A 25,700-nucleotide genomic window follows, 5' to 3' on the forward strand; every position below is an offset into this window, starting at 1 on the left:
GGGCTATCGCAGCGGCGTGCGCACGATGCCCTGCGCAGCCATCAACGTAAGGTCGCCGCCCAGCCGTGGGGAACGGAACGGTCCGCGTGCATGCGCGGCATCGAACAGGCCGCCATCGGGTGAGCGCAAGCGGTAGAACTCGACCCAGCCGCTGGCCTGCAGGGGCAGCTGTGCAACGCCGGTGTGTTCGTTGAACCATGCAGGGTCCTTGCTGCCTTCGATGACGCGGCGGGCAAGACGGTCAATGGCGTGATCCCTGCTGGCGTACCAGTCCTGGCCGCGCAGCCGTGCCAGCTCGGCCATCATCACCAGCGGCGCCAATGCGTAGTCGTGGTAGTGCAGGGCGCGTTGCCCGCGCGCCATCTCCAGCGGCAGGCTGCCATCGTCCTGGATGTCATCGACGCCCTTCTGGAAGGCGGCGTGGCCGGCTTGCCACAGGGCATCGTCGTCGGTGGCCAGCCCGGTGGCCAGCACGCCCAGACCGCCCCAGTAGTAGTGGTTGTTGCGGCGCCGTTTCGGATTGTTCCAGTACGCCAGGTTGGCCCGGGCCAGCCTCTGCAACCACGGATCGATGCGCGCGCGCTGCCGGGCATCTGCCTGGTCGTGCACCTTCAGGTAGGCCATCGCTACCGCATCGAGCATCCACTGCCGCATGTAGAACGACTGGTTGTTGTTGACCCGGATCATCTGCCCGAGCATGGCGCCGTCGTCGGCCCACGCACCCAGCCAGTTCAGCGTGCACTGTGCGGCTGCCGGGTCACCGTCGCGCAGGTAGTCGTCGCTCATGCGCGCCACGTCGGCGGCATAGCGGTCCAGCGGCGCAGTGGCGTCCTTGTTCTGCTGGCGAAGTGCCGGGTCGATCACCGAACCAGCCTTGTCGGTGTAGTAGCCCAGGGCACGGATGTCGGGCTGTCCCGCCGGTGGCGGCGGGCAGGCAGCGTAGGCAGGAGTGCTGGCCAACAGCGCGGGCAGCAGCGCAAGACGCAAGAGGGGGAGAGACATGGACGCCGGCGGAAGGGGGAACCTGGCGAAAGATGCGCCCGGAGTTGTTCGCCAGGTGTGAGGTCACGCACGCCCGATGTGCAACGGTTCAGGACCGGAGCGGCTCCAACGTGGCGGGAAGGATGCGTTGCCCTGTAGGCGACGCGTGCCCTTCTGGGCTGCGGGGTTGCGATGTAGTCTGCGGGTGATTCACCTACTCTGGAGATCGACCATGAAAATCACGGACTTTCTGGTAATGGATCACTATGGCGACCAGATCGACGCCGATCCCCATGGCAACAACATTGCATTCTGCTGTTTCGACTGCGGGCATCCCATACTGGCCGTCGCGCTGGAGAACCAACGTGGGTTTGATGAAGTGCATCCGGCGGCATGCCGGGGCTGCAAGGTGAAGTACTTTCTTGATATCCGCAGCAATGCCGGGAAGCTGTACATACACCGGATGTGAGGCCGTCGGGCGCTTCAAACGAGAACGGCCCGGGAAGCCCGGGCCGTGAGGTGCTGCCAGAGCCGCGGGGCATTCAGCCCCGCAGCCGATCACTCGATCGGCTGGTCCAGCATCAGCTGGCGTGCGAAACGCACCGGCGGTGCGCCGTAGGACAGTACCTGGTCGTGGTACGCCTTCAGGTTGAACTTGTCGCCCAGCTTTTCCTGCACCGCCTTGCGGGTGTCGAAGTGTTCCTGCGCACCCACGAAGTAGGTCGGCAGCTGCGCCGAGGTCAGCTGCGCGCGCACCCACTTGCCGGCCGCTTCGCTTTCCTGCTGGAACGCGTCGTGGGTCATCAGGTGCATCGCCTTCTCGCGATCCCAGTTGTCCACGTGCACGCCCTGGTCGAGGATCGCGTTGGAGATCGTGCGCAGGTAGAACTTCAGCTGCACCAGGTGGAACAGCGGGTCGTTGTCGAGGTAGCCCTGCTCCTGCATCATGCGCTCGGTATAGACCGCCCAGCCTTCGGCGAACAGGCCCGAACGCAGCACCGCACGCAGGGTGGAGGGGAACTTGGCCGAGTGCCAGCCCTCCAGGTAATGGCCCGGGGTGCCTTCGTGGATGCTCAGCAGGTGGATCATGCGCGAGTTGTATTCACGCAGGAACGAGTCGACCTGCTTCTCGTTCCAGTCGTCCGGAATCGGCGACACGGCGTAGAAGGTCTTCAGGTTCTTGTCCAGCGGGCCCGGAGAATCGCAGTAGGCCACGGCCACGCCACGCTGGAATTCCGGCATCAGGATGATGTCCACCGGCGCATCGGGCAGGGTCACCAGGTCGTGCTCGCGCACGAACGCGGTGGACTGCTCCAGCGCGGCCTTGGCATCATCGACCACCTTGTCGCGCGCCGGCTTGTCGGCGTAGGCCAGTTCCAGTGCGGCCTCGATCGCCTTCTGCTGCTGCTCGTCGGTCGGCTGGGCCGGCATCTCCGGCGCACCCGGCTTGTCCTTCAGTACGGTCTGCGCGATGCCGTACATGTCCTCGCGCACGCGCTTGAGTTCGGCGCGTGCACGCTCACCGATCTCCTGGCGCGACAGCGAGGAGCTCAGCGCGAACTTCAGCTTCTGGTCGTACTTTTCCGCACCAATGCGGAAGTCGCCCTTGGCGTTCGGCACCAGGGTCTTGTCCAGCCAGGTCTGCTGCTCGTCCACGGCCTTCTTCAGGCCGTCGATGGCGGCCTGCAGGCGCTGCTGGTCGGCCTGCGGCAGTTCGCCGATGTGCGGGGTGATGAAGGTATCGACGATGCTGAGGATGCCCTTGTTCTGCTTGGCCACCGTCTCGGCATGGATCTTCGGAACGCGGGCCGGATCCAGGTTCTCGCGTGCCTGGGCGAAGATCGCCGGCAGCTTTTCCATGCGCGCGGTCGCCGACTTCAGGCGTTCCGGCAGCGGCGCGAACTCCCGGGCCATCAGGCCATAGATCGCGCTGCCGGCGATGCCGTTGTACAGCTGCGGGTCCCACTTGCCGGACTGGAGCACTTCGGCGTTCCAGATTTCCGACTGCAGCTGGTTGCGCAGGATCGCCGCGTCCACCTGGTTCTCGCGGCCCAGCTTGGCCACCTCGATCTTGTCCAGCTCGCCCAGCAGCGCCTTGTAGGCGGCCACGGTCTTCTGCTGGCCGGCGGCGCTCAGGTCGTCCAGTTCGCTGTCGTAGCGGTGGTCACCGATCTGGGTGGCGCTGACCGGCGACAGCTGCATCCAGGTGTCCAGGGCGCGCTTGGACAGATCGGCGAAGGCGGCATCGACCGCCGCGTCACCGGCCTGCTGGCTGGTGGCCGGGGTGGAAGCGTTGGTCGGGGCGTCGGCAGGCTGGCAACCGGCCAGCGCAGCGACCAGGGCGAGGGCAAGAAGATGCGGGCGCATCGGCATTCCTGTACGGGGTCAAACCCTGAGCATAGGGCCCCGTCGCTGCTTTGTCCCCGTGCCATAGGATTACCATGGGCGGTTTCAAGGACCCTCCAAAGGAGCGCAGGACATGGAATACCAGGGAAGCTGCCATTGCGGCAGGATCGCATTCACCGTACAGGCCGAGGCGCCGATCAGCGACGTCATCGACTGCAACTGCTCGATGTGCCGCCGTCGCGGCAGCCTGCTGTGGTTCGCCCCGCGCGAGGCGTTCCAGCTGGCCACCGATCCGGCTGACGTGGCCACCTACCACTTCAACAAGGCGCATATCGACCACCACCACTGCCGCCAATGCGGTATCGCCCCCTACAGCGAAGCGATCGATCCGCGTACCGGCACACCGATGGTGGCGGTGAACGTTCGCTGCGTGCCGCAGGTCGATCTGGCCGGTCTTTCGGTGACCTCTTACAACGGAGCCGCGCTGTGAGGCCGCTGTGCGCGTGGACGCGCACGCTGGCAGTGCCGGTGCTGCTGTTGGCACTGGCAGCCTGCGCCAAGAACGGTGAGCGCGCTGCAGAGGCGGGCGCGACCGCGGCCGATGCCGCTGTTGCTTCGCCGGAAGGCGCATTCCTGGCCTACGAACATGACGTGCAGGTGCAGCTGGAGGCGGCGCAGATCGCACCGCGCATCCAGCAGATCGCCCAGGCCTGCCAGAGCGCGAAGTTCGGCGACTGTGCAGTGTTGCAGGTCGACCAGCGCGGCGGCGAGCAGCCCAGCGGTGAAGTGAAGGTGCGCATCGCGCCGAAGGGCACCGAGCCGCTGATCGCGATGGCCGGTGAGGGCGGCACGCTGCAGTCGCGCAACACGCGCGCGGAGGACCTCGCGCAGGAAGTAGCGGACACCGCGCTGACCAAGTCCCGGCTGGAGAAGGAACACGCGCGGCTGTTGTCCTACCAGGACCGCAAGGACCTGAAGATCGAGGACCTGATGGCGATCACCACGCGGCTGTCGGAGATCGAAGCAGGCGTCGAGCAGGCCAACAAGGATGCCGCACAGCAGCGTCGGCGCATCGATACCCAGCTGGTGACGATCCACTTCGACACCACCTCGGGCCAGCGCAGCCGCAGCGAGATCGGCGAGGCGCTGAGCGAGTCGGGCAGCATCCTCAGCGGCAGCATTGCGTTCCTGATCCGCGCCGTCGCCGCGTTGCTGCCGGTAGGTGTGCTGGCCCTGGTCGTGGCCTGGGGTGTGCGGGCGTGGTGGCGTCGCCGCCGTCGCACGCTGCCGCCCACCCGCTGAGGTGACGGCTGATGCCGGCAGGGAGCCGGCGTCAGCCCTCGTCGGTCTCGTACTCGACGAACACATCCAGCTCCAGCGCCAGTTCCTGCACCGCGTCGCGCACCTTCTGCGCGGTGCTTTCATTGCCGACTTCCACTTCCAGCTCGTGGATGCCCGGGCCGATGTCATCGGACAGCCCGGCCGAACTGGAATCGTCGTCGTCCATGTGCGGCATCAGGTCGTCGGTTTCCTCGACATGTTCGATGCCCTCCAGGCCGAGCAGCAGGTCGCTGATGGCGCGGGCGTCGTCTTCGGTTCCGGTGATGCGCAGTCGCAGCATGGCCATGGCGTAGGTACGTTGTGGAGTTGCCTGCAGCCTAGCCAGCGCCGGGCAAAGAACGGGTGAGGGCGCAGTCAGGCGCGTGTGGCCGGGCGTCCGAGCAGGCTGTCCGGCAATGCGGGAATCGGCGTGCGTTCGTCCTGCGCCTGCTCCAGCAACCAGTCGATGAACAGGCGTGCGGCCGGGCTCGGCGGTTGTCCTTCGGCATGCACCACGTGATACGCATAGCGCGCCTTCAGCGCCGGGCCGGGCAGGCGTACCACCTCGTAGCGCTGCAGGTAGGGCTGCGCGATGTGGGTACGTGCCAGCACCGCGCCCATGCCGTACACCGCTGCACGCATCGCATCGGTGCTGTCGGCGAAGGTGTGCATCGGCGGCAGCGGCGAGGGCGGGCGCACGCCGGCATGACGGAACCAGTCGCGCCAGCCCTGCGGCGACAGGTCGGTCAGCAGCGGCAGGTCGGCGATGCGCGCCGGATCGACCAGTGCTTCGACCCCGGCCAGCGCCGGCGAGGCCACCGGGAACAGGTAGTCGTCCATCAGGTGCTGCGCACGCAGGCCCGGCCACTGGCCCAGACCGTAGCGGATGCCGACTTCCGGCCCATTGTCGTCGTAGCGATCCAGGCCGCTGCCGGTGTGCAGCTCGATGCGGATGTGCGGATGGGCCTGGGTGAAGCGCGGCAGCCGTGGCAGCAGCCAGCAGTAGGAGAGCGAGCGCAGCGTGGTGATCCGCAACGGCACGCTGTCGGCATCCGGCTGCAGGTGATGGGCGACGGCCGCGACATCGGTGAAGGCGGCGCTGGCGGCGTCGGCCAGTTGCCGGCCCTCGGCGGTCAGGCGCACGCCGCGGGCGTGGCGCAGGAACAGGCGTACTTCCAGCACTTCTTCCAGCCGGCGCACATGGTGGCTGACCGCGCTGGCGGTCAGGTGCAGCTCCTGCGCGGCCTGGGCGAAGTTCTGGTGGCGCGCGGCGACCGCGAACACGGCCAGTGCGGGGAGCAGGGAAGGGCGTAGCTGCATGTCGAGCCTCAAACCATATTTGTGGCTGGCAGCGATACTACGCGCTTGTGCGGCAGGCGTCTGCGCCCGATCCTGTCTGCCTTGACGAGGAATTGACGATGGACGGAGGCGAGGCATGAATGCGGTCCCACAGGCAGCCGAGCGCGACTGGCGCACACCGCTGGAGTTGACCCTGCTGGGCGCCATCTGGGGCTGCTCGTTCCTGTTCATGCGGGTGGCGGTGCCGTCGTTCGGTCCGTTCGCGCTGGTCGAGGTGCGGCTGGTGCTGGGCGCGCTGGTGCTGCTGCCGTTCCTGTGGCGTGCCCGCGCGCAGTTCCCACCGCGGCGCTGGCTGTGGCTGGCACCGATCGGGCTGATCAACTCGGCGCTGCCGTTCGTGCTGTTCGCCTACGCGGCCGAGCGAGCCCCTGCGGCGATCGGCGCCATCTGCAATGCGATGACCGTGCTGTTCGCCGCGCTGATCGCCTTCCTGTTCTTCGGCGAGAAGATCGGCATGCGCCGTGCGGGCGCGCTGCTGGTCGGCTTCGCCGGCGTGGTGGTACTCGCCACGGCCAAGGTCTCGGGCCTGAGCATCGGCACTGCAGTGCTGGCTGGTGCCGCGGCTTCGTTGCTGTACGGCCTGGGCGTGAACCTGGTGAAGCGGCACATGACCGGCCTGCCCTCGGCGGCGGCCGCTGCTGCAACGCTGTCGTGTGCCTCGCTGTGGATGCTGCCGATGGCGGTGACCCACTGGCCGCAGGCGGCGATTCCGCTGAAGGCGTGGGGCGCGGCGATTGCCTTGGGCGTGGCCTGCACCGGGCTGGCGTTCCTGATGTTCTACCGCCTGATCGGTCGTATCGGCCCGTCGCGGGCGTCGACGGTGACCTACCTGATTCCGCTGTTCGGCGCGGCGTTTGCGTGGTTGTTCCTGGGTGAGCCGGTGACGTTGCAGATGTTGATTGCCGGTGTGTTGATTCTGGGCAGCGTGGCGGTGAGTCAGAAGGGCTGAGCGCGCCGACGCACTGGTAGTGCCGGGCGCTGCCCGGCAGCTCTTTTCCACGCCTGCGGAGAGGTGTCGCTTTCTTTGCTCGTGCAAAGAAAGTAACCAAAGAAACACGCCGCCAGGCCGCGAGCCGGTGCTGCGCACCGGTGCCCTGCGCTCCTCGGCCCGTCGAGGGACGGCGCGGGAACTCGCTGCGCTCAGACACCCGCGCCTCTTCGCCCTCGCCAGACCTGCGGTGCTCGGCTCGCTCAAGGCGGACTGGAAGGTCAAGATCAACAGCAAAAGCATCCACGCATTGCGTGGATCTTCTGGATGCAGCTGTGGCCTTTGAACTGGGTCCGCCTTGAGCGACCCGAGCATCGCAGGGGAATCAGGGGCGAAGAGGTGCCGATGTCCTGTAGAGCCGACTGCTAGTCGGCTGCCTTGTGCACACCGTCCCCTGATTCACCGAGAAGCGCAGGGGACCGACGTGCGAAACACGGCGGCTCGCGACCTGGCGGCGCGTTTCTTTTGGTTACTTTTCTTTGCGTACAAAGAAAAGTAACGCCCATGAACAGTGAAGCACCTTCAGCACGCGTCACGCGCAGGAAACCATCAGCGAACCGGCACCGGAATATTGCACAGATCGATATGCCCGGCCGGGCGCTTGTAGAAATCATCCACGCGGTTGCGCCGCGCCTCCACCGTATCGGCGAAGGTCTTCGAGTCGGTACGCAGTACCTGGATCGGCGTGCGCTCGGCTGCCGGCACGTCGCTGGCGCGGCGGATCGACACGATCGGCGTGCGCAGTGTCGGGTCGGTGTAGAAGCCCATCGGCGCCGGCCCGCGCGGCGTCGCGCTGAGCAGCTCCATGCCCTTCAGCACGCGACCGACCAGGGTGATGTTGCGGTCCAGTTGGCGCGGCGACTGTCCGGTCACCACGTACAGTTCGGCACCGATGCTGCTGTCTTCCTCGTTGCTGCGGCCCGCGCCCAGCATGCCGTAGCAATGTGCCAGCCAGGCCTTGCCGGCCTGTGGGTCCTGGCCGACCGGGAAGCCGTCGACAAAACCGGTCTGCGCGGCCCAGCCATCGCGGTCCGGCAGCACGGTGACCTTCAGGTCGGCGCTGGCGCGCTCGAACTCGGCCGGCAACTTGCGCGCGGCGCTGCCGAACGGCTTGGCCTTGGCTGCGTCATCGGCGTCGGCATCGCCGAACTGCACCACGAAGTTGTCCTGCGAGCGGTAGATGCTGGTGCCGTCCCAGAAATGCTCGTGGGCGAAGGTCTGGATGTTGGCGACATGGCGCGGGGCGAACTGCGGTGCCAGCTCGATGATGACCCGACCGGCCGGCAGGTCCATGTACAGCAGGTTGGCCGGGTCCGGGGTGCGCCAGTCGCTGGCCGCCGAGGCGTCGAGGATCTGCTGAGGGCTGCGGTAGGGCGTGGCCGCGCTGGCCAGGGCGGGCAGCAGGCAGGCCAGGGCGAGGGCGGTCAGGGCAAGGCAACGGCGGTGCGGCATGGGAACCCCGGAACATGAACGAGGCTTCGATTCTGCGCGAGCCGCGCAGCGGCGCCAACCGGGAGAGTGACTAACGACACATTCGCTATACCGAACTTCGCACTACTGTGGACTTCAACGTAGTGGAGGGCCGGTCATGTCCGAGGACGATGTCCACCTGAAGAAGTTCCAGAAGGAGCTCAGCGCCGGAACGGTGTCGCTGGCCCTGCTGGCGGTGCTGGCCCGGGCCGGGGCGCCGCTGTACGGCTACCTCATTGCCAAGGAGCTGGAGCGGGTGGGCGAGGGCGTGCTGAGCGGCAAGCAGAGCGCGCTGTACCCGGTACTGCGCAACCTGGAGGGCGCCGGCCTGCTGGAAAGCCATGTGGAACCTTCCAGCAGCGGGCCGCCGCGGCGCTACTACCGCATCAACGAACGTGGCCGCGAGGTGCTGGCGCAGTGGCGCCAGGCCTGGCAGGCCACCCGCGATTCCGTCGATTCCGTGTTGGAGGGGGTACCGCAATGAACGACCCGAGCCTGGCAGGCCGCGCCCTGCCTACGACCATCCCGCAGTACCTGGCGCAGCTGCGCGCGGCGCTGGAAGGTGCCGATCCGGCGATGGTGCAGGACGCGCTGTACGACGCCGAGGAATACCTGCGCTCGGAGCTGGCGGCGCAGCCCGGCCGCAGCGAGGCCGAGGTGATCGCCGATGTTGCCGGCAGCTATGGCGCGCCGGACGAAGTGGCCGAGATCTACCGCGAGACCGAAGTGACGGTGAACCGCGCGCTGCGTACGCCGCGTGCGGATACCGCGCCGATGCTGCGTGCAGCGGCGGAAGCCAGTGGCGTCGAGCCGGCCGCACCGCCGCAGGCGCCGGTGCAGCGTTCGCTGCTGGCGCGCTTCTTCGGCGTGGTGACCGATCCGCACACCTACGGTGCGCTGTTCTACATGCTGCTGTCGCTGGCCACCGGCATCTTCTTCTTCACCTGGGTGGTGACCGGCCTGTCATTGTCGCTGGGCCTGCTGATCCTGATCATCGGCATTCCGCTGACCGTGCTGTTCTTCGGCTCGGTGCGCGGGCTGGCGCTGCTGGAAGGACGGCTGGTGGAAGCGCTGCTGGGCGAGCGCATGCCGCGCCGCCCGCGTTACACCGACCGCAGCCGCACCTGGCTGCAGCGCATCGGCGACATGTTCACCGATGGCCGTACCTGGCTGACGCTGTTGTACTTCGTGCTGATGCTGCCGCTGGGCGTGATCTACTTCACCATCGCGGTGACGCTGCTGTCGCTGTCGCTGAGCCTGATCTGGGCGCCGGTCGCGGCGATCTTCAGTGGTGACATCCCCGGCGTGTACATCAACGACGTGAATGTGCTGCCGATGGCGGCCTCGCCGCTGGTGGCGATCGCGGTTGCTGCGGCGGGCGCACTGCTGCTGGTGCTGACGATGCACCTGGCACGCGGCATCGGCAAGCTGCATGGGCTGATTGCCAAGAACCTGCTGGTGCGGCTGTAAGCGGGCGCACATGCTTCGGCAGGTGCCAACCTTGGTTGGCACAAGCCATCAGCGTCGGGACGTTTGGTGGGCTTTGCTTTGGCAGGTGCCAACCTTGGTTGGCACGATCCATCAGCTGCAGGGATTCACGGTAGAGCGCCAACCAAGGTTGGCATCTACCAAAGCGTACCGACCAAGGTCGGCACACGCCAGAGGCGAGTTACCCCGCCTTGCGCCGCAACGGGGTGACGTTGCTCTTCTTCTTCGCGGCCTTCGCCGCCGGGGCTTCGGCATGCGCGGCGAAGAAGTCGCGCACCTTCGGGTACACCACCTCGCGCCAGCGACGGCCGCTGAAGATGCCGTAGTGGCCGGCACCTTCGACGATGAAATGCTCACGGCGGTCCGCAGTGATGCCGGTGCACAGCGCCTGCGCGGCTTCGGTCTGACCAAGGCCGGCGATGTCGTCCAGCTCGCCTTCGATGCTCAGCAGCGCGGTATCGCGGATCGCCGACGGATCGACCTTCTCGCCGTTGACCACCCACTCGCCACGCGGCAGCAGGAAGTCCTGGAACACCACGCGGATGGTATCGAGGTAGTACCTGGCCGGCATGTCCAGCACCGCGTTGTACTCGTCGTAGAAACGACGGTGCGCGTCGGCGTCTTCCAGGTCGCCCTTGACCAGGTCGGTGTAGAAATCCCAGTGCGAGCTGAAGTGGCGGCTCGGGTTCATCGACAGGAAGCCGGCGTGCTGCAGGAAGCCCGGGTACACGCGGCGGCCGGCACCCGGATAGCTGGCCGGCACGGTGTGGATGACGTTGTTCTCGAACCACGACAGCGGGTTCTGCGTGGCCAGGTTGTTCACTGCGGTCGGGCTGCAGCGCGCATCGATCGGGCCACCCATCATCACCAGCGTGCGCGGCGTCGGTTCACCACGGCTGGCCATCAGTGAAACCGCGGCCAGCACCGGTACGGTCGGCTGGCACACGCTCACCACGTGCAGGCGTTCGACGCCGAGGTGGCGGATGAACTCCTGGATGTAGGCGATGTAGTCATCCAGCCCGAACTCGCCTTCGCTGGCCGGCACCATGCGCGCGTCGACCCAGTCGGTGACGTACACGCGGTGGTCGCGCAGCAGCGTGCGCACGGTGTCGCGCAGCAGCGTGGCGTGGTGGCCGGACAGCGGCGCCACCACCAGCACGAACGGCTGGTTGAGCATGGTGTGCAGCTGGTCGGCTTCATTGCTGTGGCGCTTGAAGCGCAGCAGCTTGCAGAACGGCTTGCTCACTTCCTCGTGCACGACGATCGGCACGCGCTCGCCATCGACGTCGATTTCGTTGATGCCCCACTCGGGCTTCTCGTAATCCTTGCCGATGCGGTGGAAGAGTTCATTGACCGCCGCCAGGCGATCAGCGCCGGGCATCTGCGACCACCAGTGGCCCTGGTTGGCGAAGAACCTGGCGTTGGCCTGGGCCTGGTGCACCCAGGGGGCGAGCAGGTTGCGGGTCAGTTCGTGCAGTTGATAGAGCATGACGACCGAATATGTATGGTCATATGTTGCCGCGCAGCATATCCCATCCGGGTGTCCCGCAGGTTAAGTCGGCTGAAAATAATGAATCCGGATTCACATCCGTTCCAGCGCGGCCGCATCGCCCGCCAGGGCGGGACCGAGCCAGCAGTGCGACCCTACCGGCTGCAGGCCCTGGCGGGCCAGCGTGCGGCGGTACCAGCGCGCCGGTCGGGCCTGGAAGCCGTCGTGGTCGCCTTCGAACGCGTCCTCGGCGGCGAAGGTCTCCAGGAAGGCCACGCCGCCGGTCAGCTCGGCCACGCCGGCCAGTCCTGCACGCAGCTCGCGGTCGGGCACGTAGTGCATCACGTCCGAACACACCAGCAGGTCAACCGGGGCGCAGGGCCGCAGCCAGGCGAAGTCGCCGAAGCGGGCCAGGTGCAGGTTGCGGGTCCTGCCGTAGCGGCGCACAGCGTACTCGCTGCTGTCGAAGCCGAGATATTCGACCTTCGGACGCAGCTTCAGCAGCGGCGCGCGCCAGGCGCCTTCACCGCAGCCGATATCCAGCACGCTGCGGATCGGCCGCTCCAGGTAGTACTCGGCGCTGGCCACGGCCAACGCCACCTTGCGCGCCAGGCGGGCGCTGCCGCCGATGTCGGCACGGCGGTACCAGCGTTGGAAGTAGGCGGCGTCGTAGGTCTTGTCCATGGGGCGGTGCGTGATCGGGGAAAACGGCGCCTATCGTACGGTGTTGCGGCGCGCCATGCGTCGATGTGTCGCGGCGGGCGTGCCTGCGGCGGCTTCGCCACGGCATGCGAGAATGGCCGCCAACCTACGCCAGCCGCCGGAGCGAGCGCATGCAGAGCTACTACTGGGTCAAGACCTTCCACATCGTGTTCGTGGTGGCGTGGATGGCCACGGTGTTCTACCTGCCGCGCATCCTGGTGAACCTGGCCGAGACCGCGGGCCAGCCGGCGGTGACCGAGCGCCTGCAGCTGATGGGCCTGCGCCTGTACCGCTTCGGCCACTCGATGTTCGGCCTGGCGTTCCTGCTCGGCCTGGTGCTGTGGCTGGGCTACAAGGTCATCCCCGATTTCCCGACCATGGTGGCGCCGGGAGCTGCCGGCTGGCTGCACGCCAAGCTGGGGCTGGTGGTGGTGCTGCTGGTGTACTTCGGCTGGACCGGCCGCCTGCTCAAGGGCGTGGCCAAGGGCCGGGCGCTGCCGTCGTCGCGCGCGCTGCGCTGGATCAACGAGATCCCGCTGCTGGCGTTCATTCCGATCGTGTGGCTGGTGCTGGCCAAGCCGTTCTGAGGCGGGGTCACCTGCGTCCGGTAGATCCACGCCATGCGTGGATGCTGTCAGGGCGCAAACGAAGGAGCCGGGCAAATGCCCGGCTCTTTCATTTCTGCAATCACCTCGTGTTGCCGGCCAGCGGCCGGCACTACCGGGCTTAGGCTGCTTCGTACGTGCCGTAACTGCGCAGGCGCGTGTAGCGCTGTTCCAGCAGCTGTTCGGTGGACAGCTTGTCCAGCGCGTCCAGTTCGTTCAGCAGCACGGCCTTCAGGCGCTTGGCCATCTGCGTCGGGTTGCGGTGGGCGCCACCGGTCGGCTCGCGCACGACCTTGTCGACCAGGCCCAGGCTCTTCAGGCGAGGCGCGGTCAGGCCCAGCTGTTCGGCCGCTTCCTTGGCCTTGCCCGCGTCCTTCCACAGGATCGAGGCGCAGCCTTCCGGGGTGATGGTCGAGTACACCGCGTATTCCAGCATCACGGTGCGGTCGCCCACACCCAGTGCCAACGCACCGCCGGAGCCGCCTTCACCGATCACGGTGCAGATGATCGGCACCTTCAGCTCGGCCATCTCGATCAGGTTGCGCGCGATCGCTTCGGACTGGCCGCGCGACTCGGCGTCGATGCCCGGCCAGGCGCCGGCGGTGTCGATCAGGGTCAGCACCGGCAGGCCGAAGCGCTCGGCCATCTTCATCAGGCGCAGTGCCTTGCGGTAACCCTCCGGCTTGGGCATGCCGAAGTTGCGCTTGATCTTTTCCTTGGTGTCGCGGCCCTTCTGGTGGCCGATCACCATTACCGCGCGGCCATTGATGCGGGCCAGGCCGCCCATGATCGCCTTGTCGTCGGCGAAGGCGCGGTCACCGGCCAGCTCCTGGAACTCATCGAACATGACGCGGAGGTAGTCGGCGGTGTACGGGCGCGACGGGTGGCGGGCCAGCTGCAGCACCTGCCACGAGGTCAGGTTGCGGAAGATCTGCGCGGTGCGCATGCGCAGCTTGTCCTGCAGCGCGTGCACTTCCGCCTCGACATTGACCGCCGGCCCGGCACTGGCGTTGCGCAGCTCCTGGATCTTGGCTTCCAGGTCGGCGATGGGTTGCTCGAAGTCGAGGTAGTTCGGATTCATCGGAAGCCGTCGTGTAAAGAAGGGGGGAATTCTAGCCGAATGCGTGCAAACCACCCGTACGCCTTCGTCTGGAAGGCGACGGTAGCGCAGCCGGGCAGGGGGCGCCAGTCAGCTCAGGGCACCACCAGGGCGCTGCGGCCCATCAACTGGCTGCGCTGGGAGACGAAGTCGTTGTAGGCCTCGTTGGCTTCCCGGCCAAGGCCGCTGCCCAGGGTGGCAGTGGCCGAGGTGAAGGCCATCTGCGCGGCGAAATCCTGCTTGCGCAGGGCCTTCTGTTCATCGGCGGTGGTGGCCTTCAGCCAGCGCGCGTAGACCTCGCGCAGGGGCGCGGCGTGGGCCTCGAAGGCCGGCACCAGCGCCGGCAGGCTGGCCGGGGCCGGTTCCAGGCTGTAGGCCGGGGCCACGTAGCCACCTGGTTGTTCGCGCTTGAACGCGCCGGGCTCGCCCATGCCTTCTTCCACGTAAGCGATGAAGTCGGGAGCGGTGAACACCTTGGCCACGATCTGGCCGCCGCTGGAATCAACGTGGGCCACCACCTTTTCCTTGGGGAAGGGTTCGCGCACGCCGTAGGTCCAGGTCTTGTCGATGAACAGGTCGTGGCGCTTCTCGAACGGGCCTTCGAAGTCGACGCCGCCGAGCTGGATACCGCTGTTGCCGACGCCGAAGTTCTTCACCTTGCTCTCGTCGGTGACGTAGATCTCGCGGGCGATCACGTACTCGCTGAGGGTCGGATTGATCAGCCCGCCACGACCGTCGACGTAGACGATGAAGCGCACATCACCGAGCTTGTCGGTATGCAGGCGATGCTCGCCGACAGCGAGCGAAACCGGGCGCGAGCCCTGTGCGGCCACCGGCAGGTCCTGGCCGTCGATGCTCAACGCCAGCGGCGTGTCGGTCGGGTTGTCGATCTGGAACTCGATCTTCGACGGGGAGCAGGCGGCCAGGGCCAGTGCGGCAGCGAACGGGAACAGCAGGGTCTTCATCGGCAATCGTCCTTGATACTTGGAACGGGGAAACAGGGGAGACAGGACCGTGAGGGAGCCAGCCTCAGCTGGCCCATGGCGGGCTGTAGCGCACCTTCAGCGTGCGCACGGCCGGGTCGGCGCGCAGCGCCTCCATCAGCTTGGAATCGATGCGTACCGCGCTCTGCCCGGACACATCGAGCATGCCGGCGACGCCGCCGTGCGGCCCCTTCAGCAGCAGGTCCAGGCGCAGTGGCGTCCGTCCCGGGCGATGGCGGTCGAGCAGCGCATCGATGCGCTCCCAGACCGGGCGCTGCTGGCGCAGGTCCAGGCGCAGCGACAGCCGCGTGGCGTAGTTGGCGCAGACCTCATCGAAGTCCCAGCACTGGCGGATGCGCAGCGCGAAGCCGCCGTTGAACTCGTCCTCGCGCAGGCCGCCCTTGACCACCAGGATGCGGTCCTTGGTCATCAGGTGGCCGAACTCGGCCATCGCGTCGGAGAACGCGCTGCACTCGACGCGGCCACGTCCGTCCTCAAGCTGGATGAAGATCTGGCTTTCGCCCTTGCGGCGCACGCCGACCACCTGGCCGGCCAGCACCGTCTGCACTTCCGGGCGCCAGCGCTTTTCGCCGCCGCCGCCACCACCGCTGTTGGCGCTCCAGATCTTCTCCACCGAACCCAGGTCATTGCCGACCAGGTCGCGCACATCGTCGCGCCAGGGATCGAACGGGTGGCCACTGAGATAGAAGCCCAGCGTGTCGCGCTCGCCGTTCAGGCGCTGCAGCAGCGGCCACTCCTCGGCTTCGGGCAGGTCCAGCTGGATCGTGGTCGCGCTCGGGTCCGGGCCACCGAACAGCGAGTTCTGTCCCGAAGCCCGCTCGCGGGCCATCTGGTCGGTAGCCTTGATCACCTCCGGCAGCTGCAGCATCAGCGAGGCACGGTTGCGGCCGAGCTCGTCCAACGCACCACAGTTGATCATCGCTTCCAGCGTGCGCCTGTTGAGCTTGGCCGAACCAACGCGCGTGCAGAAGTCGAGCAGGTCCTTGAACGGGCCGCCCTTCAGCCGCTCCTCGACCACCGCCTCGCAGGCACCCTGGCCGACGCCCTTGATCGCCCCGAGGCCGTACTGGATGGTGTCCGGCGTCACCGCTTCGAACATGAAGGCCGACTGGTTCACCTTGGGCGGCAGCACGGTCAGGCCGAGGTTGCGCACCTCGTCGAGGAAGCCGACCACTTTGTCGGTGTTGTCCAGATCGGACGACAGCGTGGCCGCCATGAACTCAGCCGGGTAATGGCGTTTCAGCCAGGCGGTCTGGTAACTGACCAGCGCGTAGGCAGCGGCGTGCGACTTGTTGAAGCCGTAGCCGGCGAACTTCTCCATCAGGTCGAAGATTTCGTCGGCCTTGGGGCCATCGACGCCGCCCTTGGCTGCACCTTCGCGGAAGATCTCGCGGTGCTTGGCCATTTCGGCCGGCACCTTCTTGCCCATCGCGCGGCGCAGCAGGTCGGCGCCGCCCAGCGAGTAGCCGCCGACGATCTGCGCCATCTGCATGACCTGCTCCTGGTACACCATGATGCCGTAGGTGTCCTTCAGGATGGCTTCGGTGCGCGGATCGGGATAGATGATCTCTTCCTGGCCGTGCTTGCGCGCATTGAAGGAGGGAATCAGGTCCATCGGGCCGGGGCGGTACAGCGACACCAGCGCGATCAGGTCTTCGAAACGGTCGGGGCGCGCGTCCTTCAGCAGGCGGCGCATGCCGGAGGATTCGAACTGGAACACCGCGCCGGTATTGCCGTTGGCGAAGATGTCCCTGTAGGTGGGCGTGTCGTCCAGCGGAATCGCGGCGATGTCCACCGGCGGGATGCCGGCGCGCTCATGGCGCTTGTTGATCGCCTTCACCGCCCAGTCGATGATGGTCAGCGTGCGCAGGCCCAGGAAGTCGAACTTCACCAGGCCCACTTCTTCCACGTCGTTCTTGTCGAACTGGGTGACCGGGTTCTTGCCGAGGCCGTTCTCGTCGTGTTCGGCGTACAGCGGGCAGAACTCGCTCAGAGGCTCGGGCCCGATCACCACGCCACCGGCGTGCTTGCCGGCGTTGCGGGTCAGGTCTTCCAGCTGCAGCGCCAGGTCGATCAGGTCGCGGACATCGTCCTCGGTCTCGTAGCGCTGGATCAGTTCGGCCGACGCCATCTCAGAGCTCGGGCCTTCCTTGCCCTTGCCCAGCGCATCTTTCAGGTGGATGCCCAGAATGTTCGGGATCAGCTTGGAGACGCCGTCGACCAGGCCGTACGGGAAGCCGAGCACGCGGCCGGAGTCGCGCACCACCGCCTTGGCGGCCATGGTGCCGTAGGTGATGATCTGGCTGACGCGCTCGCGCCCGTACTTGCGGGCGACGTAGTCGATCACCTCGTCGCGGCGGTCCATGCAGAAGTCGATGTCGAAGTCGGGCATCGACACGCGTTCCGGGTTCAGGAAGCGCTCGAACAGCAGGTTGTACGGCAGCGGGTCCAGATCGGTGATCTTCAGCGCCCACGCCACCAGCGAACCGGCACCCGAACCACGGCCGGGGCCGATCGGAATACCCTGGTTCTTGCCCCACTGGATGAAGTCGGCCACGATCAGGAAGTAGCCCGGGAAGCCCATCTTGATGATGGTGTTGAGCTCGAATTCCAGGCGCTCGAAATACTCTTCGCGGGTCTTGCCCGGCGCCAGCGGATTCTTCTCCAGGCGCTCTTCCAGCCCATCGCGCGACATCTTCTGGATCCAGGTGTCCAGCGTCTCGTCGTCCGGCACCGGGTAGTTGGGCAGGAAGTAGGTGCCCAGCCGCATCTCGATGTTGCAGCGCTCGGCCAGCGCCAGCGTGTTGTCGATCGCATCGGGGATGTCGGCGAACAGCGCGCACATCTCCTCGGCCGACTTCAGGTACTGCTGGTCGCTGTATTCGCGCGGGCGCTTGGGGTCGTCCAGCACGCGGCCGGTGGAAATGCACACGCGCGCTTCGTGCGCGCTGAAGTCCGACGGCGACAGGAAGCGCACGTCGTTGCTGGCCACCACCGGCAGGCCACGCTGGCCGGCGGCCATCAGCGCGAACTGGTTGAAGGTTTCCTCGCCCTCGCGGCCGGTGCGGGTCAGCTCCAGGTGCAGGCCATCGCCGAACACGCGCTGCCAGTCGGCCAGCTGCTGCTCGGCCAGTTCATGCTTGCCGTCCAGCGCCAGGCGCCCGGCCAGGCTCTGCCGCCCGGCCAATGCGAACAGGTTGGCGTTGCCGGCCTTCAGCCAGTCCGGGTGCACGGCCACGCCGCCCTCGGGGCGATGGCCTTCCATCCAGGCGCGGGTCAGCAGCCGCGACAGGCTCAGGTAACCCTCGCGGTCGCGGCACAGCAGGGTCATCCGCCACGGGTCCTGGCCTTCCTCGGCGATCAGCACGTCGGCACCGGCGATCGGCTTGATGCCCACGCCTTCGGCGGCCTTGTAGAACTTGACCAGGGCGAACAGGTTGTTGAGGTCGGTCACCGCCAGCGCGGGCAGGCCGAGTTCGACCGAGCGCGACAGCAGGTTGGCCTGCTTGGCCTTCTTCGGGTCCGCCTGGTCCGGTTTGGCCGGCACACGGATGGTGGAGTCCGCCAGCGAGAACTCGGTGTGGACGTGGAGATGTACGAAGCGGGAGTTGGACATGCCGGACCAGGTTGGAGCGCGCGGGCCCCGGGTGCTGACGGACGATCGTCGCCGGGGTCGGGAAGCGCTGGAATGCCCGGTCAGGGTAGCGAGGGCAGGGGGTTGCCACAAGGCTTGACAGGGGCACGGCGTGGCGCCGGATTCAGGCGTGCGGGAGGCCGCCTTCTGTAGAGCCGAGCCCATGCTCGGCTGTCCACAGCAGCCGAGCATGGGCTCGGCTCTACAACTCCAGCAGGCTCAGGCGATGGCCGCCGCCTGCGTCAGGCCCAGGCACTCACGCACCGGGGCGAAGCTGCGCCGGTGCTCCATGCAGGGGCCGTGCTCGCGCAGGGCGGCCAGGTGGGCCGGGGTGCCATAGCCCTTGTGCTGTTCGAAGCCGTACTGCGGGTGGCGGGTATGCACGTCCTGCATGTAACGGTCGCGCGAAACCTTGGCCAGGATCGAGGCGGCCATGATCGCGCGGTCGATGCCATCGCCGCCGACCAGCGCCTGCGCCGGCAGCACCAGGCCCTTGGGCACCACGTTGCCATCGATGCGGGCGAAGCCGGCCACATGGGCAACCGCTGCAACGACGTCACGCATGCCCTGCAGGGTGGCCTGGTAGATGTTCAGGCGGTCGATGGTGTCCACGTCCACCAGCACCACGTGCCAGGCCAGGGCACGCTCGATGATGCGGTCATGCAGCTGTTCGCGGCGGGCCGCCGTCAACTGCTTGGAATCGTCCAGGCCGTTGATGCGTGGCCGTGACGGATCGAATACCACCGCCGCCACCGCCACCGGCCCGGCCAGCGGGCCACGTCCGGCCTCGTCGACGCCAGCGACCAGGCGTTCCGGCTCGACCACCGTCGCGCCGTCGAACAGGGCCAGGCTGGCCGCTGCGGCGTGACGGCGGCTCATGCCTGCGCCTGGTCGCGCATCAGCAGTTCGCCGACGGCATCGGCGGCACGCGCCGAAGCATTGCGGCGCAGGCGCTCGTGCAGTCGCACGTACGTGTCCTGCAGGTCGATCACCCGCTGCGGGTGGTCGAACCATTGCTGGATGGCCGCGGCCAGCCTGTCCGGCGTGCAGTCGTGCTGCATCAGCTCCGGCGCCAGGTCCTGGCCGGCCAGGATGTTGGGCAGGGCGAAGCGGTCGACCTTGATCAGGCCCAGCGCCTTGACCAGGCGATAGGTCAGTTCGTTGACGCGGTAACCGACGACCATCGGCCGCTTCACCAGCATGGCTTCCAGGGTCGCGGTGCCGGAGGCCAGCACCACCACGTCGGCGGCGATCATCGCGTTGCGCGCCTGGCCATCCAGCACGTGCGAGTAGGCCACCGGCAATGCCGAGCGCGACAGCTGTTCTTCGATCAGCTGCCGGCAGGCCGGGTTGGCGGCAGGCACCACCACATGCAGGCCCGGAATGCGTTCAGAGACCTGCCAGGCGGCTTCGAAGAAGGGTTCGCCCAGGCGCGAGATCTCGCCCAGGCGGCTGCCCGGCAACACCGCCAGCACCTTGGCCGAGGTCGGCAGCCCGAGCGCGGCACGGGCTTCCTCGCGGTTGCCCTGCAGCGGAATGTCATCGGCCATCGGGTGGCCGACGAAGCGTGCGTCGATGCCGTGCCTGGCATAGATCGGCGGTTCCATCGGGAACAGGCACAGCACCAGGTCCGCGCTGCTGCCGATCTTCTCGGCGCGCTTCTCGCGCCAGGCCCAGACCGAGGGACTGACGTAATGCACGGTGCGCACGCCGCGTTGCTTCAGCCAGCGCTCGATGCCCAGGTTGAAGTCGGGTGCGTCGATGCCGATGAACACGTCCGGCTGCCATTCCAGGGCGCGCTGGCGGAACGCCGAGCGCAGCTTGAGCAGCCGCGGCAGGTGGCGCAGCACTTCGGTCAGGCCCATCACCGCCAGCTCGCTGGCATCGTGCCAGGTCTGGCAGCCGGCGCTGCGCATGGCATCGCCGCCAATGCCGGCGAACTCGGCATTCGGGAAGCGCGCCTTCAGTTCACGCACCAGGCCCGCACCGAGCAGGTCGCCGGACGCTTCGCCGGCAACCAGCGCGATCCGCAACGGGCGCTCGCTGAGCACCCGCTGTGCGGGAACGCTGCCGGCCATCGAGGCCAACGGAATCACCGCGGCGCCGGCCGCCGCCTGGCCGGTCGTGCTGCTCATCGCAGCAAGGGCCTCTCGGCGTGCTCGATGAAGTCCAGCATGGCCTTCACGTCATTGCTGTCACGCGCCTGTTCGGTCAGCTGCTGCTTGGCTTCGGCCAACGGCAGGCCGGCCACGTACAGCGTGCGGTAGGCCCGCTTGATGGCCGAGATGCGGTCGGCGTCGAAGCCGCGGCGCTTCAGGCCTTCGCTGTTGATGCCGCGCGGGCGGCCCAGCGAATCGGTACCGACCATGGTGAACGGCGGTACATCGCCATTGGTCAGCGCGCCCATGCCGAGGAAGGCATGCGCACCGATGCGGCAGAACTGGTGGGCACCGGCGAAGCCGCTGATGATCACGTAGTCGCCCACGGTCACGTGGCCGGCCAGGGTGGTGTTGTTGGAGAACACGCAGAAATTGCCGACATGGCAGTCGTGCGCCACGTGCGTGTAGGCCAGCATCCAGTTGTCGTTGCCGATGGTGGTGATGCCGCCGCCGCCGCCGGTGCCACGGTTGAGCGTGACGAACTCGCGGAACACGTTGCGGTCGCCGATCACCAGTTCGGTGCGCTCACCGGCGAACTTCTTGTCCTGCGGCTCGCCACCGATCGCGGCGTGGCCGACGAAGCGGTTGTCGCGGCCGATCCGGGTCGGGCCGTGGATGCTGCAATGGGGGCCCACCACCGTGCCGGCGCCGATTTCAACATCGGGGCCGATCAGGGTGAAGGCGCCCACCTGCACATCGTCGGCCAGGCGCGCGGCCGGATCGATGACGGCGGTGGGGTGGATCCGCGGTGCGTTGTCAGTCATTGCTGCCTCCAGTGGATCAGCCCTTGGCGCCGGCGCACATGACCTCGGCCGACGCGACGACTTCGCCGTTGACCTTGGCTTCGCCGTAGTACCAGCCCATGTTGCGGATCAGGCGCTTCATCTGCACGTCCAGCATCAGCACGTCGCCGGGCACGACCTGCTTGTTGAAGCGGGCGTTTTCCACCTTGACCATGTAGAACAGCTTGGACTGCGCATCGCGGCCGAGCGTGAGCTGGGTCATGACGCCGCCGGCCTGCGCCAGCGCTTCGATGATCAGCACGCCGGGCATGATCGGGCGGCCCGGGAAGTGGCCCTGGAAGAACGGCTCGTTGATGCTGACGTTCTTCTGCGCCAGGATGCGCTTGGCCTCGACGTCGAGTTCAAGCACCCGGTCCACCAGCAGGAACGGGTAGCGGTGCGGAAGCAGTTCCTGGATCTGGCAGACATCGATCGGAAGCTGCAGCGAATCGTTCATTCTTTCTCCTTGCCAGCAGCCAGGACGCGGCGAGCCAATGCGTCCAGCTGCTTGAAGCGCGCGGCGTTCTTGCGCCACGTGCGGTTGTCGGTCAACGGGGTGCCGGACGAGTACTCGCCTGGCTCATGGATGGAGTTGCGGACCACCGACTTGCCGGTGATCACGACCTTGTCACAGATTTCGAGGTGGCCGACCACGCCAACGTGGCCGCCAAGCAGGCAGTAGCGGCCGATCTTGGCGCTGCCGGCGATGCCGGTGCAGCCGGCGATGGCCGAATGCGCGCCGATCTGCACGTTGTGGGCGATCTGCACCAGGTTGTCCAGGCGCACATCCTCGTCCAGCACGGTGTCTTCCAGCGCGCCGCGGTCGACGCAGGTATTGGCGCCGATCTCGCAATCGTCGCCGATGCGGACGCCGCCGAGCTGCGGCACCTTGATCCACTTGCCAGCGTCCATCGCCAGGCCGAAACCGTCGGCGCCGAGCACGGCACCGGGATGCACGCGCACGCGCTTGCCCAGCGTGACCCGGGTGACCAGGGTCACGCGGGCGATCAGTTCACAGCCGGCATCCAGGCTGCAGTCCTCGCCGATCACGCTGCCGGTGCCGATGATGCAGTTCTCGCCGACCACGCTGCGCGCACCGACCGAAACGAACGGGCCGATATGGGCGCTGGCGGCCACCTGGGCGCTGGGGTCGATGACGGCGCTGGGGTGGATGCCCGGCGGGCGGGTCGGCGCGATGTCGAACAGCGCGGCGATCTTGGCGAACGCGGTGTACGGGTCCTTGGCGACGAGCGCAGTGCCCGGGGCGGCCTCGGCGTCGTCGGCACGCAGGACCACCAGCGAGGCCTGGCTGTCGGCCAGCTGGGCGCGGTAGCGCGGGTTGGCAAGGAAGGTCAGCTGGCCAGGGCCGGCATGGGCGAGGGTGGCCACGCCATGGATGGCGGTGGCGGGGTCGCCATGGACCTGCAGGCCGAACTGCTCGGCGAGTTGCTGGGCGGTGTAGGTGGGAGTATTCACGGCGGGAGTTTAACGTGTGACGCCATTTCGGTCATGCGGGGGCAGGGCTTGGCGCCTGCCTGGTACGGGCGGGAGGCGGCGGGTGGCCCTGGCCAGGACACGCAAAACCCCCTCCATGGTGCTCGATGGCGCCATCCATGGCGCCAACGGTCCTGTCCAGGGCCACCCGCCGCCTCTGGACAATTTCCCGCGAGCGCGGCCAAAAGCCCGTGCCGTGCAGTGTCATCTGCAAAACGAAAACGCCGGGCAATGCCCGGCGCTTCGCGCCCCGTCTGGTGGAGAGCCCCCCTTCTGTTAAGGGGGGCGCGCCAATGGCGCGGGGGATAGGAGGTAGGTCGGGACCCGCTGCTTGCGCAGCAAGCCGCGGCGCACCTTCGGTGGTCAGTTCTTAGAACTGACCGCCGAAGGTGAACTGCAGACGCTCGATCTTGTCATCGTCTTCCTTCTTCAGCGGGAAGGCGTAGCTGATCGAGATCGGGCCGACCGGGGCGCGCCACAGCAGGGCCACGCCGGTGGACACGCGCAGCTCGTTGGCCTTGAAGTTCTGGGTGCCATTGTAGACGTTGCCGAAGTCGACGAAGGCCGACACGCGTGCCGACGGGCTGTCGAACAGGCGCGGGAAGTAGGCTTCGACCGAACCGACGGTCTTCAGCGAACCACCCAGCGGCTGGCCTTCCGGATAACCGGTGGTGACTTCGCGCGGGCCGAGGGTGTTGTCCTCGAAGCCGCGCACCGAGTTGGTGCCACCGGCGTAGAAGTTCTCGAAGAACGGCAGGCCGCTGGCGGTGACGGTGCGGGTGGTGCCATCCGGATTGGTCAGCGTACGGGTGTAGTCGTTGCCGTAGGCATCGCCGTAGCCGATTTCCGCGCGGGTGTTGATCACCAGCGACGGCATGATCGGCCAGTACTTGCTGATCTGGTAGTTCAGCTTGTAGTACTCGATGGTCGAACCCGGCAGCGTGGTTTCCAGGCCGATGCGCTGGTAGGTGCCGCGGGTCGGCATGAAGTAGTCGTTGCGCGAGTCGCGCGCCCAGCCCAGCTCGGTGCGCCAGGCGTGGAAGGTGCGCTGACCGACCGCGTTGATGTAGTCGATGATCGACTGCGGGGTCGAGCCCTGGTAGGTGGTGATCTGGTTGCTGTCGATGCCGAACATCAGCGAGACGGTATCGGTCTCGGTCAGCGGCACGCCGAACACCACCTGCGCCGAACCATTGGTGCTGTTGTACTGCGCGGTATTGAAGTCGGAGTAGTCCAGTTCGCGCCAGGACAGGTTATAGCCCAGCGACACGCCGTCATCGGTGAAGTACGGGTTGGTGTAGCTGAAGCCGTAGCGCTGCAGGTAGCTGCTGCGCGAGGCTTCGACCGACACGCGGTTGCCGCCGCCAAGGAAGTTGTTCTGCGAGAGCTGCACCGAGGTGGTCATGCCGTAGGACTGCGAGTAGCCCAGGCCGAACACGAAGCTGCCCGAGGTGGTTTCCTTGACGTTGTAGACGACGTCGACCTGGTCGTTGCTGCCGCTGACGGCCGGGGTCTCCACTTCCACCGATTCGAAGTAGCCCAGGCGCTGCAGGCGGATCTTGGAGCGGTCGATCGCGGCCTGCGAGTACCAGCTGTTCTCGAACTGGCGCATTTCGCGGCGCATCACCTCATCGGAGGTGCGGGTATTGCCACGGAACAGGATGCGGCGCACCGACACGCGCGGGCCGGGCACGACCTGCATGTTGATGGCGACGGTCTGCTCGGCGCGGTTGGTGGTCGGGATCGGGTTCACCTTGGCGAACGCGTAGCCGATGTTGGACAGCGAATTGGTGATGGTGTCCGAGCTGAATTCCAGCAGGGCACGCGAGAACGTGTCGCCGGACTTCTGGATCACCATGCGCTCGACGTCCTCCTGCGGGAGGATGGTGTCGCCGCTGACCTTGATCTCGGAGATCTTGTACTGCGCACCCTCGGTCACGCCCGCGGTCAGGAACATGTCGCGCTTGTCGGGGCTGATCGAGACCTGGGTGGAATCGATGCTGAAATCGACGTAGCCGCGGTCCAGGTACCAGGAGTTGAGCTTTTCCAGGTCACCGGACAGCTTTTCCTTGGAGTACTGGTCGTCACGGCGGTACCACGACGCCCAGTTGTGCTCCTTGGACTCCCAGGTCTCCAGGATGTCCTTGCTCTCGAACTTTTCGGTGCCGACCAGGTTGACGTGGCGGATCTTGGCCGCCTTGCCTTCCTTGATGGCGATGGCGATGTCCACGCGGTTGCGGTCCAGCGGGCTCACCGTCGGGGTGATGTCGACGTTGTATTTGCCACGGTCGTTGTACTGGCGGCGCAGTTCCTGGGTCACGCGGTCCAGGCTCAGGCGATCGAAGGTGCCGCCCTCGGTCAGGCCGATGTCGGACAGGCCCTTGAGCAGCTGGTCGGACTTGATGTCCTTGTTGCCGGTCACGGTCAGCTTGTTGATCGCCGGACGTTCCTTGACGGTCACCACCAGGATCGTGCCCTGGCGGTCCAGCTGCACGTCTTCGAAGAAGCCGGTCTTGTACAGGGCGCGGATCGTCTCGCCGACCTTGTTGTCGGTGACCGTCTCGCCACGTTCCACCGGCAGGTAGGTGAATACCGTGCCCGAGCTGATGCGCTGCAGGCCATCGACGCGGATGTCGCTGACAGTGAAGGGCTCGGCTGCCTGGGCCAGGGCGGGAGCGCCGGTGACGGCGGCGAGGGCGAGGGCCAGCAGGCGGCGATTGGGGAGTCGCGTCATGTCACGTCCGGTAGGAAGGTCGATTTCATTGGTGCGGGATGCCGAC

General features: G+C 66.9%; 23 protein-coding genes. 7 read left to right on the top strand and 16 right to left on the bottom strand.

The annotated features are described in order from the left end of the window. Positions 1-3: 3 nt before the first annotated feature. Positions 4-1,002, bottom strand: a complete 999-nt coding sequence (locus AC5P7A_RS04855) for a polysaccharide lyase (protein WP_046429697.1) — start codon at positions 1,000-1,002, stop codon at positions 4-6. Between the two features lie 211 nt (positions 1,003-1,213). On the opposite strand from AC5P7A_RS04855, the gene AC5P7A_RS04860 reads away from it, so the two are divergent. Then, a complete protein-coding gene (locus AC5P7A_RS04860) occupies positions 1,214-1,450 on the top strand; it encodes a hypothetical protein (RefSeq protein ID WP_046429698.1) in 237 nt (78 codons plus the stop codon). A gap of 89 nt (positions 1,451-1,539) precedes the next feature. Here the strand turns inward: AC5P7A_RS04860 and AC5P7A_RS04865 are convergent, their stop codons facing one another. Continuing rightward, complete coding sequence (locus AC5P7A_RS04865) at positions 1,540-3,348, bottom strand: DUF885 domain-containing protein (RefSeq protein ID WP_032956825.1); 1,809 nt, start codon at positions 3,346-3,348, stop codon at positions 1,540-1,542. Positions 3,349-3,460: 112 nt separating this feature from the next. Here AC5P7A_RS04865 and AC5P7A_RS04870 point away from each other — a divergent pair, with 112 nt between their 5' ends. Together AC5P7A_RS04870 and AC5P7A_RS04875 are read left to right on the top strand one after the other, a co-directional pair. Continuing rightward, complete coding sequence (locus tag AC5P7A_RS04870) at positions 3,461-3,817, top strand: GFA family protein (protein WP_014646478.1); 357 nt, start codon at positions 3,461-3,463, stop codon at positions 3,815-3,817. Beyond that, positions 3,814-4,629: a DUF4349 domain-containing protein gene (locus tag AC5P7A_RS04875; RefSeq protein ID WP_032956827.1), complete on the top strand. Its 816-nt coding sequence runs from the start codon at positions 3,814-3,816 to the stop codon at positions 4,627-4,629. The genes AC5P7A_RS04870 and AC5P7A_RS04875 overlap by 4 nt, the downstream gene beginning before the upstream one ends. 31 nt (positions 4,630-4,660) lie before the next feature. On the opposite strand, the gene AC5P7A_RS04880 is transcribed toward AC5P7A_RS04875, so the two are convergent. Then, positions 4,661-4,954, bottom strand: a complete 294-nt coding sequence (locus AC5P7A_RS04880; RefSeq protein ID WP_005408721.1) for a hypothetical protein — start codon at positions 4,952-4,954, stop codon at positions 4,661-4,663. 68 nt (positions 4,955-5,022) lie between these two features. Continuing rightward, positions 5,023-5,967 carry a LysR substrate-binding domain-containing protein gene (locus AC5P7A_RS04885; protein ID WP_014646480.1) on the bottom strand — a complete coding sequence of 315 codons (945 nt, stop codon included), beginning with the start codon at positions 5,965-5,967 and terminating at the stop codon, positions 5,023-5,025. A gap of 115 nt (positions 5,968-6,082) precedes the next feature. On the opposite strand from AC5P7A_RS04885, the gene AC5P7A_RS04890 reads away from it, so the two are divergent. After that, positions 6,083-6,955, top strand: coding sequence for a DMT family transporter (locus AC5P7A_RS04890; RefSeq protein ID WP_014646481.1), 873 nt, complete (start codon positions 6,083-6,085; stop codon positions 6,953-6,955). Positions 6,956-7,543: 588 nt separating this feature from the next. Here AC5P7A_RS04890 and AC5P7A_RS04895 read toward each other — a convergent pair. Then, complete coding sequence (locus AC5P7A_RS04895; RefSeq protein WP_046429707.1) at positions 7,544-8,446, bottom strand: peptidylprolyl isomerase; 903 nt, start codon at positions 8,444-8,446, stop codon at positions 7,544-7,546. Between the two features lie 136 nt (positions 8,447-8,582). On the opposite strand from AC5P7A_RS04895, the gene AC5P7A_RS04900 reads away from it, so the two are divergent. Both AC5P7A_RS04900 and AC5P7A_RS04905 read left to right on the top strand, forming a co-directional pair. Then, positions 8,583-8,948 carry a PadR family transcriptional regulator gene (locus AC5P7A_RS04900; RefSeq protein ID WP_046429709.1) on the top strand — a complete coding sequence of 122 codons (366 nt, stop codon included), beginning with the start codon at positions 8,583-8,585 and terminating at the stop codon, positions 8,946-8,948. Continuing rightward, positions 8,945-9,934 carry a sensor domain-containing protein gene (locus AC5P7A_RS04905; protein WP_046429710.1) on the top strand — a complete coding sequence of 330 codons (990 nt, stop codon included), beginning with the start codon at positions 8,945-8,947 and terminating at the stop codon, positions 9,932-9,934. The genes AC5P7A_RS04900 and AC5P7A_RS04905 overlap by 4 nt, the downstream gene beginning before the upstream one ends. 199 nt (positions 9,935-10,133) lie before the next feature. Here AC5P7A_RS04905 and AC5P7A_RS04910 read toward each other — a convergent pair whose 3' ends face one another. Then, complete coding sequence (locus AC5P7A_RS04910; RefSeq protein ID WP_014646484.1) at positions 10,134-11,441, bottom strand: polyhydroxyalkanoate depolymerase; 1,308 nt, start codon at positions 11,439-11,441, stop codon at positions 10,134-10,136. A 93-nt stretch (positions 11,442-11,534) separates the two neighbouring features. Further along, the gene (locus AC5P7A_RS04915; RefSeq protein WP_014646485.1) at positions 11,535-12,125 is read right to left on the bottom strand and encodes a class I SAM-dependent DNA methyltransferase; all 591 of its coding nucleotides are present in this window, start codon (positions 12,123-12,125) and stop codon (positions 11,535-11,537) included. Positions 12,126-12,274: 149 nt separating this feature from the next. Between AC5P7A_RS04915 and AC5P7A_RS04920 the strand changes: the two genes are divergently transcribed. Beyond that, positions 12,275-12,730 carry a CopD family protein gene (locus tag AC5P7A_RS04920; protein WP_014646486.1) on the top strand — a complete coding sequence of 152 codons (456 nt, stop codon included), beginning with the start codon at positions 12,275-12,277 and terminating at the stop codon, positions 12,728-12,730. A 139-nt stretch (positions 12,731-12,869) separates the two neighbouring features. Here the strand turns inward: AC5P7A_RS04920 and AC5P7A_RS04925 are convergent, their stop codons facing one another. The 9 genes from AC5P7A_RS04925 to bamA all read right to left on the bottom strand — a co-directional run bounded on the left by AC5P7A_RS04925 (position 12,870) and on the right by bamA (position 25,654). Further along, positions 12,870-13,829 carry an acetyl-CoA carboxylase carboxyltransferase subunit alpha gene (locus AC5P7A_RS04925; protein WP_014646487.1) on the bottom strand — a complete coding sequence of 320 codons (960 nt, stop codon included), beginning with the start codon at positions 13,827-13,829 and terminating at the stop codon, positions 12,870-12,872. Between the two features lie 113 nt (positions 13,830-13,942). After that, a complete protein-coding gene (locus AC5P7A_RS04930; protein ID WP_014646488.1) occupies positions 13,943-14,812 on the bottom strand; it encodes a hypothetical protein in 870 nt (289 codons plus the stop codon). 64 nt (positions 14,813-14,876) lie between these two features. Next, on the bottom strand, positions 14,877-18,467 hold the full coding sequence (gene dnaE / locus AC5P7A_RS04935; RefSeq protein ID WP_014646489.1) for a DNA polymerase III subunit alpha: 3,591 nt from the start codon (positions 18,465-18,467) through the stop codon (positions 14,877-14,879). A 237-nt stretch (positions 18,468-18,704) separates the two neighbouring features. After that, complete coding sequence (gene rnhB, locus AC5P7A_RS04940) at positions 18,705-19,364, bottom strand: ribonuclease HII (protein ID WP_014646490.1); 660 nt, start codon at positions 19,362-19,364, stop codon at positions 18,705-18,707. Next, positions 19,361-20,563 carry a lipid-A-disaccharide synthase gene (gene lpxB, locus AC5P7A_RS04945; protein WP_134967132.1) on the bottom strand — a complete coding sequence of 401 codons (1,203 nt, stop codon included), beginning with the start codon at positions 20,561-20,563 and terminating at the stop codon, positions 19,361-19,363. The genes rnhB and lpxB overlap by 4 nt, the downstream gene beginning before the upstream one ends. 53 nt (positions 20,564-20,616) lie before the next feature. Beyond that, positions 20,617-21,408, bottom strand: a complete 792-nt coding sequence (gene lpxA, locus AC5P7A_RS04950; protein WP_014646492.1) for an acyl-ACP--UDP-N-acetylglucosamine O-acyltransferase — start codon at positions 21,406-21,408, stop codon at positions 20,617-20,619. Positions 21,409-21,424: 16 nt separating this feature from the next. After that, positions 21,425-21,883: a 3-hydroxyacyl-ACP dehydratase FabZ gene (gene fabZ, locus AC5P7A_RS04955; RefSeq protein ID WP_005415845.1), complete on the bottom strand. Its 459-nt coding sequence runs from the start codon at positions 21,881-21,883 to the stop codon at positions 21,425-21,427. Beyond that, a complete protein-coding gene (lpxD, locus tag AC5P7A_RS04960; protein WP_014646493.1) occupies positions 21,880-22,902 on the bottom strand; it encodes a UDP-3-O-(3-hydroxymyristoyl)glucosamine N-acyltransferase in 1,023 nt (340 codons plus the stop codon). The genes fabZ and lpxD overlap by 4 nt, the downstream gene beginning before the upstream one ends. Positions 22,903-23,290: 388 nt before the next feature. After that, positions 23,291-25,654, bottom strand: a complete 2,364-nt coding sequence (bamA, locus tag AC5P7A_RS04965) for an outer membrane protein assembly factor BamA (protein ID WP_049441550.1) — start codon at positions 25,652-25,654, stop codon at positions 23,291-23,293. Positions 25,655-25,700: the final 46 nt, after the last annotated feature.

Source organism: Stenotrophomonas sp. YJH_SMC_65, assembly GCF_059369475.1.

Bases quoted from the DNA above. Each gene is read 5' to 3' on its own strand.
- AC5P7A_RS04930 (WP_014646488.1), bottom strand. From the start codon at position 14,812: ATGAAGACCCTGCTGTTCCCGTTCGCTGCCGCACTGGCCCTGGCCGCC.
- lpxA (WP_014646492.1), bottom strand. From the start codon at position 21,408: ATGACTGACAACGCACCGCGGATCCACCCCACCGCCGTCATCGATCCG.
- AC5P7A_RS04855 (WP_046429697.1), bottom strand. From the start codon at position 1,002: ATGTCTCTCCCCCTCTTGCGTCTTGCGCTGCTGCCCGCGCTGTTGGCC.
- AC5P7A_RS04910 (WP_014646484.1), bottom strand. From the start codon at position 11,441: ATGCTCTATCAACTGCACGAACTGACCCGCAACCTGCTCGCCCCCTGG.
- AC5P7A_RS04900 (WP_046429709.1), top strand. From the start codon at position 8,583: ATGTCCGAGGACGATGTCCACCTGAAGAAGTTCCAGAAGGAGCTCAGC.
- dnaE (WP_014646489.1), bottom strand. From the start codon at position 18,467: ATGTCCAACTCCCGCTTCGTACATCTCCACGTCCACACCGAGTTCTCG.
- AC5P7A_RS04880 (WP_005408721.1), bottom strand. From the start codon at position 4,954: ATGGCCATGCTGCGACTGCGCATCACCGGAACCGAAGACGACGCCCGC.
- AC5P7A_RS04920 (WP_014646486.1), top strand. From the start codon at position 12,275: ATGCAGAGCTACTACTGGGTCAAGACCTTCCACATCGTGTTCGTGGTG.
- AC5P7A_RS04870 (WP_014646478.1), top strand. From the start codon at position 3,461: ATGGAATACCAGGGAAGCTGCCATTGCGGCAGGATCGCATTCACCGTA.
- rnhB (WP_014646490.1), bottom strand. From the start codon at position 19,364: ATGAGCCGCCGTCACGCCGCAGCGGCCAGCCTGGCCCTGTTCGACGGC.
- fabZ (WP_005415845.1), bottom strand. From the start codon at position 21,883: ATGAACGATTCGCTGCAGCTTCCGATCGATGTCTGCCAGATCCAGGAA.
- AC5P7A_RS04885 (WP_014646480.1), bottom strand. From the start codon at position 5,967: ATGCAGCTACGCCCTTCCCTGCTCCCCGCACTGGCCGTGTTCGCGGTC.
- AC5P7A_RS04860 (WP_046429698.1), top strand. From the start codon at position 1,214: ATGAAAATCACGGACTTTCTGGTAATGGATCACTATGGCGACCAGATC.
- bamA (WP_049441550.1), bottom strand. From the start codon at position 25,654: ATGACGCGACTCCCCAATCGCCGCCTGCTGGCCCTCGCCCTCGCCGCC.
- AC5P7A_RS04890 (WP_014646481.1), top strand. From the start codon at position 6,083: ATGAATGCGGTCCCACAGGCAGCCGAGCGCGACTGGCGCACACCGCTG.
- AC5P7A_RS04895 (WP_046429707.1), bottom strand. From the start codon at position 8,446: ATGCCGCACCGCCGTTGCCTTGCCCTGACCGCCCTCGCCCTGGCCTGC.
- lpxB (WP_134967132.1), bottom strand. From the start codon at position 20,563: ATGGCCGGCAGCGTTCCCGCACAGCGGGTGCTCAGCGAGCGCCCGTTG.
- AC5P7A_RS04905 (WP_046429710.1), top strand. From the start codon at position 8,945: ATGAACGACCCGAGCCTGGCAGGCCGCGCCCTGCCTACGACCATCCCG.
- AC5P7A_RS04915 (WP_014646485.1), bottom strand. From the start codon at position 12,125: ATGGACAAGACCTACGACGCCGCCTACTTCCAACGCTGGTACCGCCGT.
- AC5P7A_RS04865 (WP_032956825.1), bottom strand. From the start codon at position 3,348: ATGCGCCCGCATCTTCTTGCCCTCGCCCTGGTCGCTGCGCTGGCCGGT.
- AC5P7A_RS04925 (WP_014646487.1), bottom strand. From the start codon at position 13,829: ATGAATCCGAACTACCTCGACTTCGAGCAACCCATCGCCGACCTGGAA.